Source organism: Hyphomicrobium sp. 01T421 (assembly GCF_056398805.1).
In genome coordinates, this window is the sequence record NZ_JBFTQC010000001.1 from 2,580,752 (window position 1) to 2,594,497 (window position 13,746).

The 13,746-nt window shown below is 61.7% G+C and carries 10 protein-coding genes; 5 read left to right on the plus strand and 5 right to left on the minus strand.

Annotated features, from left to right (window positions below; all coding sequences use genetic code 11):
- Nucleotides 1-6: 6 nt before the first annotated feature.
- Nucleotides 7-987, plus strand: coding sequence for a prolyl aminopeptidase (gene pip, locus AC1DK3_RS11935; RefSeq protein ID WP_477192408.1), 981 nt, complete (start codon nt 7-9; stop codon nt 985-987).
- 48 nt (nt 988-1,035) lie between these two features.
- Here the strand turns inward: pip and AC1DK3_RS11940 are convergent, their stop codons facing one another.
- On the minus strand, nt 1,036-1,677 hold the full coding sequence (locus AC1DK3_RS11940) for a hypothetical protein (RefSeq protein ID WP_477192409.1): 642 nt from the start codon (nt 1,675-1,677) through the stop codon (nt 1,036-1,038).
- A 363-nt stretch (nt 1,678-2,040) separates the two neighbouring features.
- Here AC1DK3_RS11940 and AC1DK3_RS11945 point away from each other — a divergent pair, with 363 nt between their 5' ends.
- The 3 genes from AC1DK3_RS11945 to AC1DK3_RS11955 all read left to right on the plus strand — a co-directional run bounded on the left by AC1DK3_RS11945 (nt 2,041) and on the right by AC1DK3_RS11955 (nt 6,845).
- Nucleotides 2,041-4,923, plus strand: coding sequence for a tetratricopeptide repeat protein (locus AC1DK3_RS11945; RefSeq protein WP_477192410.1), 2,883 nt, complete (start codon nt 2,041-2,043; stop codon nt 4,921-4,923).
- Nucleotides 4,924-5,118: 195 nt separating this feature from the next.
- Complete coding sequence (locus AC1DK3_RS11950) at nt 5,119-6,045, plus strand: sulfite exporter TauE/SafE family protein (RefSeq protein WP_477192411.1); 927 nt, start codon at nt 5,119-5,121, stop codon at nt 6,043-6,045.
- A gap of 44 nt (nt 6,046-6,089) precedes the next feature.
- The gene (locus AC1DK3_RS11955) at nt 6,090-6,845 is read left to right on the plus strand and encodes a TIGR02186 family protein (RefSeq protein WP_477192412.1); all 756 of its coding nucleotides are present in this window, start codon (nt 6,090-6,092) and stop codon (nt 6,843-6,845) included.
- Nucleotides 6,846-6,847: 2 nt separating this feature from the next.
- Here the strand turns inward: AC1DK3_RS11955 and pdeM are convergent, their stop codons facing one another.
- The 4 genes from pdeM to AC1DK3_RS11975 form a co-directional block, all read right to left on the minus strand.
- On the minus strand, nt 6,848-7,570 hold the full coding sequence (pdeM, locus tag AC1DK3_RS11960; RefSeq protein ID WP_477192413.1) for a ligase-associated DNA damage response endonuclease PdeM: 723 nt from the start codon (nt 7,568-7,570) through the stop codon (nt 6,848-6,850).
- Nucleotides 7,567-10,119, minus strand: a complete 2,553-nt coding sequence (locus AC1DK3_RS11965; RefSeq protein WP_477192915.1) for a ligase-associated DNA damage response DEXH box helicase — start codon at nt 10,117-10,119, stop codon at nt 7,567-7,569. Before AC1DK3_RS11965 ends, pdeM begins: the two co-directional genes overlap by 4 nt.
- Before the next feature lie 198 nt (nt 10,120-10,317).
- Complete coding sequence (locus AC1DK3_RS11970; protein ID WP_477192414.1) at nt 10,318-11,415, minus strand: quinone-dependent dihydroorotate dehydrogenase; 1,098 nt, start codon at nt 11,413-11,415, stop codon at nt 10,318-10,320.
- Nucleotides 11,400-11,753, minus strand: coding sequence for a DUF952 domain-containing protein (locus AC1DK3_RS11975; RefSeq protein WP_477192415.1), 354 nt, complete (start codon nt 11,751-11,753; stop codon nt 11,400-11,402). Before AC1DK3_RS11975 ends, AC1DK3_RS11970 begins: the two co-directional genes overlap by 16 nt.
- Nucleotides 11,754-11,963: 210 nt before the next feature.
- On the opposite strand from AC1DK3_RS11975, the gene AC1DK3_RS11980 reads away from it, so the two are divergent.
- Nucleotides 11,964-13,739, plus strand: coding sequence for a DUF262 domain-containing protein (locus AC1DK3_RS11980; protein ID WP_477192416.1), 1,776 nt, complete (start codon nt 11,964-11,966; stop codon nt 13,737-13,739).
- Nucleotides 13,740-13,746: the final 7 nt, after the last annotated feature.

Sequence of the window (13,746 nt, forward strand, 5' to 3'; positions counted from 1 at the left end):
TTCGTTATGACTGTTCGTGACCGATTGGACCTCTATCCGCCTCTCGCGCCCTATCGCGAGTATCGGCTTCCCGTCGGCGCGGGGCACACGCTTTACGTCGAAGAATGCGGTAATCCCGACGGGCAGCCCGTCGTGATCCTGCATGGCGGCCCCGGCGGCGGCTGCAACCCGACCATGCGCCGATTTCACGATCCCGAGCGATACCGGATCGTGCTCTTCGATCAGCGCGGCTGCGGGCGTTCGACGCCGAATGCTTCGCTCGATAACAATACGACGCCGGATCTGGTCGCGGATATCGAACGTATTCGAACAGAGCTCGGTATCGGGCACTGGCAGCTTTTCGGCGGGTCGTGGGGATCGACGCTGGCGCTCGCTTATGCGGAGGCTCATCCGGAACGCGTGAGCTCGATGATCCTGCGCGGCATCTTCCTGCTCACGCAGGCCGAGCTGCGCTGGTTCTACCAGGACGGCTGCAGCTGGATCTACCCTGAGGCATTTGCGGAATTTCAGCGGCCCATACCGCCCGACGAGCGCTGCGATATGATTGCAGCCTATCATCGCCGTTTGACGTCCGACGATCTCAGCTTGCGGTACGCGGCGGCCCGCGCCTGGAGCATCTGGGAAGGCACGACGCTTTCGCTCATTCCGGAGCCCGAGCGTGTCGCGCGTTTCGGCGCGGATCATTACGCCCTCGCATTCGCCCGCATCGAGAGCCATTATTTCGTCAATGCCGGGTTTTTCCGCCGCGACGGCGAATTGCTGCTCGAAGCCGGACGCCTGAAGCACATTCCGGGTGTCATCGTGCACGGGCGCTACGATGTCGTGACGCCCGTGAAGAATGCCGTGCTTCTCAACAAGGCCTGGCCCGCTTCCGATTTACGTGTCGTTGCCGACGCCGGGCACGCGATGACTGAGCCCGGCATCGTCCATGAACTCGTACGCGCAACGCGGAAGTTCGCGTCGGCCAGCCCGGCGTCGTCTTTGTAAAGCATTGCAACAGTCGCGCGCAGCCGAGCGATCAACTCAACGATTAACTCAGGGCGTAGCCTTCGGGGTAGGCGCGGGAGCGGGCGCAGACGAAGGCGGCGGYGACCCGGGGCCAATCGGCGGCGTCGCTGCCGGGGCGTTTGCTGTTTTGGCTGGAGGCGAGGATCTATCGAGATCGTTGGCGTGATCACGGATCTTTTTGTAGATGCGCGTCATGTAGTCGAGCGCGTGATCAACATCCTCTTCGCTCGGCATTTCAAATTTGCTGACGGGCGGCCCGGCTTGCGGGCCAAATTCATGCATACCGGGATGCATGCCGTAGCCGTTCGGCGACATCATCATGTTTTCGTTGGTATCGATCGCCGCCATCATCGCTTTGATGCGGCGCTTCAACTGCCTGTTCTCCTCTTTGAGCGCCGCGAGTTCGTCGGCCTTAGGTACATCGGTTTTATCTTCGATGCCCCTGCATGCTATTTCATTGCCGATCCGAGCACATATCGCGACGAGGCCGGTTTCCTTGTCGAGGCGCATGACGCCTCCATCGACGGGCGACATCGAATAGCGTCCTTCGTTGGATTTCGAACTCGCGTCCGCGTCTTCGTCCATTACTGGTCCAGCGGCTGCAAAGCTTGCCAGCGCCGGCAAAATCAGTAGCGCGAGGGTTGCCGCTCGCGTTGTCCTTAGGGTCATTTTCGGGTCCTCCGCATAGGCACTAAGACCCGCAAATGGTGCGGTGTATCGGCACCACAAGGCAGTGATTGTGCTCGCAGTTGCCGAATCATTGCCCGGTCGCGGCGAAATTTGTTCGACTGGAGTCATTCACACGATCGCGGGCAGGCCAAATAAGACATTGTAATTGAATATTTTTATCATTTTTAGCACGGCCCTTAACCCCGCGTTTACTGGCATGCTTCGATTGTTACTTCGAGCCTGATTTGTGCCGCGTCCTCACGTTCGCAATTTGCCCTGCGCGGTAAGGACGCCTGCGATGTCCCTATCCCGCTGACATTGCGTTCTCCCGGACCGTCAGCATCGCGTTGCCTCGAGGGGAAAATGTCGAATTCGGAATTGAGTGCTGGCTACTCGCAAGACCAGGACGCGAGCAGCGACGACAGCCGCGTCGAGCTCAAGGCGATGCTCGATGTGATTGCCGCTCAGCTCGTCGACGCGGACAGGCGCCACACGGCAGCACTCGCCGAAATGCAAGAACGCATTGACGGAATGGGTCGTGAAGCGGATGCGCTCCGTCCTCGGGTTCCTGAAGAATTTGCGCCGGCGTTCGTACGCATCGAAGCCGCGATGGCGGAACTCGCACAGCGGTTGTCGGATCCGGCGGATGTAAAGACGACGGCAAATGACAAGCGGCAGCCCTCGGGTCCGTCGCGGTACAATGACCCTTACGGATCGGGAATGCCGATGGCGCTGCGCTCGGCGCATAGCGATGCGCGAGATCGCGATGACGACTTTTCGAAGCGCGCGCCGGGCGTCGATACGTTCGACGTCATCGACTCCGTGCCCGGCGATGCGACCGATCCCTGGGATCGCGCGGCAGCCGACGCCTTGGCCGGCCTCTACGAGACTGGTGACGTGAATTTCGCGCCGAAGGGGCATTACTCCAGCGGTTCCGTTGCGCGCGCAGGGAGCCAGCAGGGCATCGACGAGGCGTGGCTCGAGGGCAAGTTCGCCGAGATCGCTCAGGGGATCGAGCAGTCGCTCGCAGCGATGCGGCCCGACAACGGCATTTCGGAGATCAGTCAACGGTTCGATCAGTTCGAGCGGCAGTTCGCGAAGCTGTTCGCCGGCGTCGCGACGCACGACGATCTCGCGGCCGTTCACTTGATCGAGTCGCATGTCGCCGAGGTGGTCAATCATCTCGTGCAGACGCAGGATCAGCTGGAACGGCTCAACATCATCGAGGCGCAGCTTGCGAGCATTTCGCACACGCTTGCCGATGTCCAGGGTCTGCCGGTCGACGCAGTCACCGGCGCGGTGCCGGTTCAGCGTGCTCCTGATCTCGATGCGATCGCACGGGCGGCGGCCGAGCAGACGGCTCAACGTTTCGCCGATCTTCGTGGCGACGACCGGCATTCGGCGGCCGATGAGCTGCGTCCGCTGATCGAGCGGATGATGTCGCAAAATCGTCAGGGAGAAGAGCAGACCGCAGCCCTTCTCGATACAATGCAGCAAGCCATGATCCGTCTTTTGGATCGTGTTGATTCAATTGAATTCGTTCAGCACGCCGCAACTTTGCCGGCACCCGACAGCCGCCAGTATCGCGGCGGAGCGTTCAGCGGCGAAACTCAGCGCCGTCCGGAGCTGGTCGAGGTCGACGATGACGACATCGACGAAGCGCTGGGTGCGGTCTTCGCGGAAATTTCGGCGAGACCTTCGGTCGCTTCCGTTCTGGCGGGGCCGCGCGAGGCTTCTGGAGCGTCTGAAGAGGCCGCTCGCAAGGGTGAGAAGAGCCGTCAGGATTTCGTCGCCGATGCCCGGCGCGCCAAGATGCGCCTTGCGGCCGAGCAAGCCGAAATCGCCGGTGGGCCAGCGGCGTCCGTCTCGATCTCGTCTTCGGCCTCCGAGGGGCCGATGGCGGCGCCGCCTGCCGGAAGCCGGCCCATTCGCCCGGCCGCCGTGCCGTCAAAAAGGACATCGGGTCCATCGGCGCCATCGCCACGGCTCATGTTGATTGCGGCCGTTGCTCTCGTTGCGCTGGGGAGCCTTTGGTACACATTCGGTTTCGGCAAAGGCCACGTGAGCGAGCCTTCGAGCGTGCAACAGGTCGAGCCCGGAACGTCTCCGCAGGCAAACGGCGCCGACACGGGCGGGTCGACGGATGCAGCCAAATCGGTGCCCGGATCTTCGTCTCCCGCAGGCCATGAGGACAAGGCGGCCGACCCATCGCTCGGCGGGAACGGACCGCGCGGCGATCTCATGCCGGGCGACGGCCGGCGCGAAAATACGGCGTCCGATGCTGCGCCCCGACGCACCACGGCTTTGCCGATGCTTGGCGTGGCCGTCGATCTCGATCAGCCTGTAACGGCGGCCGGACTCGAACAGGCGAGGCGTCATCAAGCGATGGCTGAGATGTCCGGTCAGCTGGGAGACGCGGCTGCCCGGTCGGGCGACAGATCCGCTGTTCCCGCCTCGATGGTGCCGAGCGAAGCTGAGACAGAAGGCGCGAAGGCCGACCTCACCACAGGGTCGGTTACGGAAGTTCCGTCGAAGTCCAGTGCATCGCAGACGAGTGCGTCGAAATCATCGCCGCTCGACATGCCGCCCGCGACGGTCGGTCCGCTGTCACTGCGTCTCGCGGCGGCAAACGGCGATCCTTCGGCGCAATTCGAAGTCGGCGCTCGTCTCGCGGAAGGAAAGGGCACGACGCAGAGCTTCCAGGATGCCGCGAAATGGTATCAGCGGTCGGCGGACCAGGGCTTCGCGCAGTCGCAGTACCGGCTCGGTACGCTCTATGAGCGCGGTCTCGGACTGAAGCCAGACGCGGCGCAGGCTGCGGTCTGGTATCAGCGCGCCGCGGCGCAGGGCAACATCAAGGCGATGCACAATCTTGCGGTGCTCAGCGCCAATCAGAACGACCAGTCTCCCGACTATATGACGGCCGCGCAGTGGTTCGAGGCGGCTGCACAGCGTGGTCTGGCGGACAGCCAGTTCAATCTTGCGGTCCTCTACGAAAACGGTCTCGGCGTGACGCGGGACATGAAGCGGGCGTTCATGTGGCTTTCGATCGCTGCTCGCGGCGGTGACGCCGATGCGGTACGGCGGCGTGACATCCTTCGCGGCAAATTGACTGCAGACGAGGTGAAGGTCGCCGACAAGATGATCACAGCGTGGAAGCCTTCTCCGTCGAGTCGCGACATCAACGATGCCCGGACGGCTGGCGAAATCTGGAAGAACAACCCGAAAAACGGCATGAACGGCTAGCGGCTTTTCTTTCTGAGCGGCTAGGGCGCCGGGAAAGGCTGCAACCGGTGGAAGAGATCGACGATCATTCTGTGACGGGTTGTGACACGCCATAATGGCGCCGGTGCTTGCCGTGCCTCGCCGATTGGTGTCCCTTAGCGCAATCTTTCTGAGACGCCTTCCCTTTCTGCGCCGCTCGCCGCCCAGGACCGCCGGATGACCCTTTATCTGCCGATTGCCGAGATGTCGGTTTCCGTCATCACCTTTCTGGCACTCGGCGCGACTGTGGGTTTTCTCTCGGGGTTGTTTGGTGTCGGCGGTGGATTTCTGCTGGCGCCGCTGCTGACGTTTCTCGGCATACCGCCGGGCGTTGCGATCGCGACCAGCACGTCTCACGTCGTCGCGTCATCCGTTTCCGGCGCCATGACGCAACATCGGCGCGGCAATGTCGATGTGAAGCTCGGGCTCGTCATGCTGGCGGGCGGCCTCGTCGGAACTTATCTCGGCGTCAATTTCGTAAAGATACTGACGGCGAGAGGTCTCTTCGAGCTAACGGTTTCGCTGACGTACGTGATTTTCCTCGGCACGGTCGGAACGATTATTCTGATCGAGGGCATAAACGCTTCGCGAAAGCCGCGCGCGCCGGGTGGCTCGTCGCTGCGTAAGCCCGGTCAGCACGGCTGGATCGAGCGGTTGCCGTTCAAGATGCGGTTTCCGCGATCGAAGCTCTATACCAGTGCGGTGCCGCCCATCGTCATCGGCATGTTCGTCGGCTTCATCTCGGCAATGATGGGCATCGGCGGCGGCTTCGTCATGATCCCGGCGCTGATTTATCTCTTGCGCGTGCCGACGGGACTCGTCATCGGCACATCGCTTTTTCAAATCGTGTTCGTTTCCGCGACGGCGACGGTGCTGCACGCGGTTGAAAACAAGTCGGTCGATATCGTCCTTGCCGCGATCCTCATCGCGGGCGGTGTCCTAGGTGCGCAATTCGGCACGATGGCGGGTGAGAAACTTCGTGGCGAGCATCTGCGCGTTCTGCTCGGTGCGCTGATCCTGCTTGTTGCGGCTCGCATGGCTTTTGATCTCGCTGTGCGGCCCAGCGACTTATATTCGCTCGCGCTCGTGCCGGGGGCGCCATGATGTGCACCCGGATGCTTCAGCGCCTTTGCGCAGCGATAGTCTTGATGTTCGCGATTGCCGGCAGCGCTGCTGCTTCCGACAGGCCGAAGGAGGGTGTGGAAGCGGACGCATCAACGCGACAGGTCGCGATCACGTCGAGTTTCACGGGCACGGAAATTCTGGTTTTCGGCACGGTCGAGAACAGCGTGCAGCCAAGTCCCGAGGCTGGAACCTACGACATCATCATCGTCGTCGAGGGTATGCCCTCCACGGTGGTGGTGCGAGAAAAATCGCGTGTGGCCGGTATCTGGATCAACACCTCGTCCCTGATGTTCGCATCGGTCCCGAGCTACTACGCGATCGCTTCGACGCGGCCGATCGATGAGATCACTGACAAGGCCCTTTTAGATGCGAACCAGATCGGCTTCGACCACGTGCACATGGCTCATGCGCGGGATGCCGACGTGGATGCCGCCACCGTGCGGTCGTTCAAGGATGCCCTGATCCGCCTGAAGGAGGCGCAAGGCGTTTACGTCAGACGGGACTTCGGCGTGACCTTCATCGGCCGCAGCCTCTTTCGTGCAACGATTTCGCTGCCGCCGAATGTGCCCGTCGGCCCGCTGACCGCGCGCGTCTACCTCTTCAAGGAGGGAAAGCTGCTCGGCCAGTACCAGAGCCGCGTCATGCTGCAGCGTGAAGGCATCGAGCGGTTCATCCATAATTTCGCGATCTCGCAGCCGCTCGCCTATGGCCTTGTGACGGTTCTGCTCGCGGCAGCAGCTGGACTGACGGCCGCCTACGCATTCCGCAAGCCCGCGTAGGTTCAATCCTCGCGCAGCAGGCGCGGAGCGACGGGATAGAGGCCCTCGTGGCCGAGCATCCAGACGTCGAGGCCATCCGCATCGAACAGCGGTTCGAACGCGACGTCGAGAATGTTCAGGCCTCCGGTGAAAGCGCCGAATGCGGGCATGACGAGGCGGAGGCGGTTGCCGACGAAGCAGGGACGGCGCAACGACGTTCCGTGGAATACGAGGCGGGCTGCGGGATGGAAGTGTCCCGCGATCTCGTGCGTTGAGGCTCCGGCGTGCGGCTCGTGGCGCAACGCAATGCCGCCGACGACGATCTCGGGCAACACATATCCTGCGAGCATGCGATCGATTCTCGGATCGTGATTGCCGGTGATCCAGATCCAGTCGCGATTTTCCTGAAGTATGCGAAGGCTTTCGACGTCGGCCGCGTCCATGCGCGCGGCGCCGGCCGGATCGTGGAGGCTGTCGCCGAGGCAGATGACCGTTTCAGGGTCGTACCTGTCGATCAGGATCGCGAGCTTGTGGAGCGTTTCGCGTGTGTCGTAGGGCGGCAGCATTTGGCCGCGCACGGCATAGGACGATCCCTTTTCGAGATGGAGATCGGAAACGATCAACGCTTTCTCGGCCGGCCAGTAGAGTGCGCCTGATTTGTGCGCGACGAAAGTTTTGCCGCAAACGAGCACAGGTTGGTCGGCGAAATCGTCGAGCCCGATGCGCTCCGGCTTCAGCATGTTCATGTCCGCACATCCCCCGTTGCTTCGCGGATCAACTCGTCAGCGGCATCGCGCAAAATTGCGTCACGGTCTTGGCCGTAAACCAGCTCAATTCCGATCTCCAGCAACACCGGCACAGCGAGCGGAGATACATGATCAAGAGTTTGATGTCTGATTCGGTGCTTGATGCGAGCCAGAAAAGCGCCGAGCCGCTTGATATCGAGCAGCCCCGTGGCAGCGTCGGCCCAGGCGGACTCCAGCAGCAAGTGTCCGGGATCGTGCCGCCGGAGCACGTCATAGATGAGATCGGTCGAGATCGTCACCTGACGGCCGGATTTGACTTTGCCCGGATGTCTCCGTTCGATCAATCCCGCGATGACAGCGGATAGGCGGAACGTGCGCTTCATGAGCGCGCTTTCGGCGAGCCAGGCGTCGAGATCGTCGCCCAGCATGTCTTCGTCGAAGAGTTCTTCGAGCGAAAGGCGGCCGTTGGAGATGAGGCTGGAAATGTCGTCGTGCGCCCAAACAGCCAACGCGTAGTCGTTGGCGACGAAGCCGACGGGCCTTGCCCCGATGCGGTCGAGGCGTCGCGTGAGCAGCATGCCGAGCGTCTGGTGCGCGAGACGCCCCTCGAACGGATAGGCGACGAGGAAGTGCCGATTGCCGCGCGGGAATGTTTCGATCAGCACTTCGTCAGGCGCGGGGATGACGGAGCGTTCGGTCTGCAACTCCAGCCAATTCGCAACGGGGTTCGGCAGGCCCGACCAGACGCTCGGGTCGGAGAGCATGTCGCGTACGCGTTTCGCCAGATGCGTCGATAGTGGGAATTTGCCGCCGTCGTAGCTCGGCACCATCGGATCTTCGGCTGCCGCGCGCGAGACGAAAACTTCGGTGTCTCTAATGCCTTCGAAGCGAAGGACCTGACCGGCAAAGACGAACGTGTCGCCGGGTGTCAGCTGCTCGGCGAAATATTCCTCGACCTCGCCGAGGACGCGGCCGCCGATGCGGGCGATATTTTTCTTGCCACCGCGGCCTGAGACGAGGCGCACTTTGAGGTGAGGGGCATCGACGATCGTGCCGATATTCAAGCGGTACTGTTGCACGATGCGCGGGTTGGCGACGCGGAGCTTGCCGTCGTCCGCCGGTCTCAGTTTGGCAAAGCGTTCGTAGGACTTCAGCGCGTAGCCGCCTGTCGAGACGAAGTCGACTGTGCGATCGAACTGGTTTCGCGTCAGGCCCGCGTAGGGAAGAGCCGAGCGCACTTCGTCGAAGAGCGTATCGGGATTGAACGGCGCCTGGCACGCCATGCCGAGTACGTGCTGCGCTAAGACGTCGAGCGCGCCGACGCGCGATAGCGTAGCGTCCTGATCTCCGGCTTCCGCCGCCTGCTGGGCAGCCCGGCATTCGAGAACTTCGAACCGATTACCCGGGACCAAAATCGCCTGCGAAGGCTCGTCGAGCCGATGGTTCGAGCGGCCAATCCGCTGTAATAGCCGGCTTGCACCCTTCGGCGCGCCGAGATGGATGACGAGATCGACATCGCCCCAGTCGATGCCGAGATCAAGCGTCGATGTGGCGACGACGGCGCGCAGACGGCCTTCGGCCATTGCGGCTTCGACCTTCTTGCGCTGAGCGGCTTCGAGCGATCCGTGGTGCAAGCCGATCGGCAGGTTGTCGTCATTGATGCGCCAGAGTTCCTGGAATGCGAATTCGGCCTGCATGCGCGTATTGACGAAAACGAGCGACAGCTTATGCGCGCCGATTGCTTCGTAGACTTCGCGCATCGCGTAGCGGGCGGTGTGACCGGTCCAGGGAATTTCGTTTTCGGCTTCGAGAATTTCGATGACCGGCTTCGCGCCGCCTTTGACGGTGACGATATCGGACAGACGCGTCACCTCCTCGGGCTCCGTTTGCGCAACGAGGTAGCCGCGAAGTTCGCTCGGGCGCGCGACCGTCGCCGATAATCCGATCGTCATGACGTTCGGCGCGATCTTGCGCAGGCGGGCCAGATCGAGCGCGAGGAGATCGCCGCGTTTCGAGGCTGCAAGCGCGTGCAGTTCATCGAGGATGATCGTATCGAGATCGGCGAACAGGTAGGGCGCATCGGGGTGACTGAGGAGCAGGGCGACCTGCTCCGGCGTGGTCAGCATAATCTGCGGCGGCTTCACGCGCTGGCGCTGCCGGCGTGCGAGGGACGTGTCGCCGGTGCGCGTTTCGGTGCGGACCTTGAGGCCCATTTCCTCGATCGGGTGCGTCAGGTTCCGTTCAACGTCGGCCGCGAGTGCTTTGAGCGGCGAAATGTAGAGCGTGAATAATCCCGCGCCTATTTTCTTCCTTTCGCCGTTGTGGATCGAGATCAGGCTCGGAAGAAAGCCTGCGAGCGTTTTACCGGCGCCAGTCGGCGCGATCAGCAGCGTCGAGCGGCGCTCGCGCGCGGCATCGAGAAGTGCGAGCTGGTGAGGACGCGGTTTCCAGCCGCGCTTTTCGAACCACGCGGCGATCTCGGCGGGCAGAGGTTCGGTCGCGCGAGGTGAGCGCGTGCGGCGCGTTTTTTTCTTCGCCGTTGATGCCATCAGCGCGGCGCTGCGCGGCTTGYGCGCGCCGTCCTTTGCGGAAGGCTGTTCGGCCGTTTCCGGATTCTTCGTGGATTTGCGCGGCACGCTTAATTTTTGCTTCGGCAAATTGGCTCAGGTCACTCTAAATCGCTTTTATGGGCAACTCTGCCGTTATACCTGCTGAAGCTTCCGAAGATGTCGAAAAAAACGCGGCAATTAAAGCGGCCGTTTCGCCCAGTCGTCAGCGCGGCGGCCCCGGATTGCGGCGAGGTTCGCGTGCGCGCCTGCGTGAAGCGTCTTCGCGAGGAAAGATTTGATCTCCCCGATGAGGCTCGGGCCTTCGTACACAAGGCCCGTGTAAAGCTGCAATAATGTGGCGCCGGCTTCGATTTTCTCGAGCGCGCGCTCACCACTGTCGATGCCGCCGATGCCGATGAGCGGGATTCGGCCTTCCGTCTGCTTGAAAATGCGGGCGAGCATAGCGGTCGAGCGTTGAAAGGCCGGGCGGCCGGAAAGGCCACCGGCTTCGCGTGCCTCGGACGACTTCAAGCCGTCGCGCGCCAAGGTCGTGTTCGATACGGCGATGGCGTCGACGTCGTAGGCGACGAGCTTTTCGACGATCGGGGCGATGTCGTCGGCGGCGATGTCGGGGGAAATTTTGACGACGATCGGACGCCGCTGCGCGCCGTCATTTGTCAGCCTCGTCCGCGCGGCCATGATACGCGCGAGCAGCGCTTCGAGCGCGGCGGGGGCTTGGAGATCGCGAAGCCCAGGTGTGTTCGGAGAGGAGATGTTGACGGTGAAGTAGCTGGCGACCGAGTTGAACCGCAACAGGCCCAACACGTAATCTTCGCCGCGATCGACGCTGTCCTTGTTGGCTCCGATATTGACGCCGACGATGCCGCCGCGGTTCATCCGCGCTTCGAGACGCGCAAGAGCTGCGGCGTGGCCGCCATTGTTGAAGCCGAGCCGGTTGATGAGGGCGTTGTCCTGGACGAGCCTGAAGACACGCGGCTTCGGATTGCCGCTTTGCGGGTGCGGGGTGACGGTGCCGATCTCGGCGAAGCCGCAGCCCATGCCGAGCACGGCATCGGGTACGCGGGCGTCCTTATCGTAACCGGCTGCGATGCCGACCGGATTTTTGAATTCCAATCCAAACACCGTTTGCGAGAGCACGCGATCGTCGGCGCCGAAGGATCGCGGATAAAGTCCGCATTCGAGCGCGCGCACGGTGAGTTCGTGCGCTTCCTCTGGAGCAAGCGCGAAAAGCGCGGGGCGCGTCAGCCGGTAGATGCCTGTCAGCACGCGAACCATTCCTCGTCAAGGCAATGAACGCCGTCGCTATTTTTTGGCAATGGCCGCTCCCATAAAGCCACAGAAACGGGAAGAGCGGAGTAGAGGTGAGGAAAAAGATCGCCTCCGCGCGATTGTTCCCATTTGAGATCAGAGCCTAGTGCGGCCGCCTCGAACGCGATGAGAACGAGATCGCGTTTGCCTTTGAAATGTTTTTCTAATGTGCCGGACAGCTGGTGCTGTTGTGACAGATGAATGAATCCGTCTCGCTTGTCGTCGAGCGACCCTTCATAATTGCCATTTGCAATTGCATCTGACCATTCGGTGGCCGTGGCAATTTTGTAGACGATTTTTTTCATTCCATTTTGAACTTTACGGATACGTGCGAATTGAACTTTCCGGATGTCTGCGAAAAGATATCATCCAATTGTCGGAAGCAACGGCCGGGGTGTGGCGCCGGTGCATGATCGTTGCTATCACGGATGGCTAGGCACGCAACAGTTTGGCGGGGTGCGTGTTAATAGCCGCAGGCGAAATACTCGGGCCCGCAAACGGCAGTCAAGAGGGTTGTGGCATTCGTGTATCCTACGGCATCGCTAAGCATTTCAGAATTGTTGTCCGGTCCTTACCTACTGAATATCCCGCTTTTCCAGAGGCCCTATTCCTGGGGACGAGAGCAGGCCGAACAACTCCTCGACGATCTTCTGGAAGCCGCCGGCATCTCCTCCGACGACGAGCCGGAACCTGCTTACTTCCTGGGCGCCGTGGTGTTGATGGATGCGCCGGGGGCTGAAACGGCGAAGCTGTCACCCAAGATGACCCCCCGTGAATTCGGAGTGATCGATGGTCAGCAGCGCCTCGTCACATTGATGACACTGCTTGCCGTGCTGCGGGACCTCGAAACCGACGCACGAAAGACCGTCACGAAACGCGTTCAGGGAATGCTCGTCGCCCAGCTGGGCACAAGGTTTTTCCGGACGGAGCGTTTCCGGCTGCACCTTTCGACACGTGAACGCGCCGTTTTCGAAGACAACGTCTTGTTGCCGGGCAGCTCGGTGCTGCCGGTTCACATTCAATCGCCCTCGCTTCCCGAAGCGACGCTTCTCGACGTGCGCGACCGTTTCAGGACGGTGCTTGCGGAACTGACCAACACCGACCGCGCGGCGCTTGCCGATTTCATAGCGGACCGATGCTTCGTGGTTGTCATCGTCGGCAATGATATCGATCGTTCCCACCAGATGTTTGTCGTTCTGAACGAGCGAGGCAGAAAGCTGCAGCGCAACGACATCCTGAAGTCCGACATCCTCGCGCGCATGTCCGCCAACGACGCCAAATGGGCCGTCGCGATGTGGGATGAAATGAGCGTGGAACTCGGGGAAGGGTTCGAGGCGTTTTTCGCACATCTCAGAACCATCTATGGGCACGGGCGGCTGCAGATCGTTTCCGGGGTGCGCCAGGTCATTCGCGATTCCGGCGGCTCGGAGGCGTTCTTCAAGGATGTTTTCCTGCCGCTCGCCAAGTCGTATGCGATCGTTCGCAGCGGAGGCGACGGCGTGTTGCCGCGAGAGATGCAGTCGACGCTTGCATACCTCAACCGCCTCCCGGAGGCCGATTGGGCGCCAGCCGCTATTTTCGCGCTCAAGGATTGGAAGCGCGATCCTGCCCGGGCCGCATTTCTCCTCAGTGAGATCGAGCGGCTCGCCATGCTGACCCGCCTTTTGTGCGCGGGGTCAGGGAAACGCGTTCGCCGGTTCTCGGAGCTCGTCAAGGTCATTCGTTCAGGCGATCCGATCGACAAATCGCATCCCGTTCTGCAATTGACGCGGGACGAAGTGCGCGGCATTGCGTTTCATCTCAAGGATTTTCACAAGCGCAATCCGAAGGTTTGCAAGCTGCTTCTGCTGCGGCTCGGAGACGAATTGTCGGGCGGGATGGATGCCGTCGACCCCGATCAATATACGATCGAGCATGTGCTGCCGCAGCGGCCCGCGGCTTCGAGCCCGTGGCGGCAATTGTTCCCGAGTGCAGAGGAGCGCGCGCAGCTCGTCGAAAGCCTCGGCAATCTCGTGCTGATCACCCAGCAGGAGAACGATCGGGCGCGCAACGCGTCGTGGGACGACAAGAAAGAGATTTATTCGAAGGGGTCGAGCCAAGCGCCTATGCTGGCGATTACGCGCGATGTCATTGGCGAGCGCGAATGGCGACGCGGGCAGATCGAAACGCGGGAGCTGTTGCTGGTCGGATTGATCGACCGGATCTGGCGCATCGACATCCTCGGACACAGGTCCGGAGCGCGGGCGGCAAAAGCGGCGGAAGAATCTGAGACGGCGACGCCGCTCGTCTAAGCCCCGA

What these genes read in the sequence shown, in the direction of transcription:
- pip (WP_477192408.1), top strand. Translation starts at nt 7, where the DNA reads ATGACTGTTCGTGACCGATTGGACCTCTATCCGCCTCTCGCGCCCTAT.
- AC1DK3_RS11945 (WP_477192410.1), top strand. Translation starts at nt 2,041, where the DNA reads ATGTCGAATTCGGAATTGAGTGCTGGCTACTCGCAAGACCAGGACGCG.
- AC1DK3_RS11950 (WP_477192411.1), top strand. Translation starts at nt 5,119, where the DNA reads ATGACCCTTTATCTGCCGATTGCCGAGATGTCGGTTTCCGTCATCACC.
- AC1DK3_RS11955 (WP_477192412.1), top strand. Translation starts at nt 6,090, where the DNA reads ATGTTCGCGATTGCCGGCAGCGCTGCTGCTTCCGACAGGCCGAAGGAG.
- pdeM (WP_477192413.1), bottom strand. Translation starts at nt 7,570, where the DNA reads ATGAACATGCTGAAGCCGGAGCGCATCGGGCTCGACGATTTCGCCGAC.
- AC1DK3_RS11965 (WP_477192915.1), bottom strand. Translation starts at nt 10,119, where the DNA reads ATGGCATCAACGGCGAAGAAAAAAACGCGCCGCACGCGCTCACCTCGC.
- AC1DK3_RS11970 (WP_477192414.1), bottom strand. Translation starts at nt 11,415, where the DNA reads ATGGTTCGCGTGCTGACAGGCATCTACCGGCTGACGCGCCCCGCGCTT.
- AC1DK3_RS11975 (WP_477192415.1), bottom strand. Translation starts at nt 11,753, where the DNA reads ATGAAAAAAATCGTCTACAAAATTGCCACGGCCACCGAATGGTCAGAT.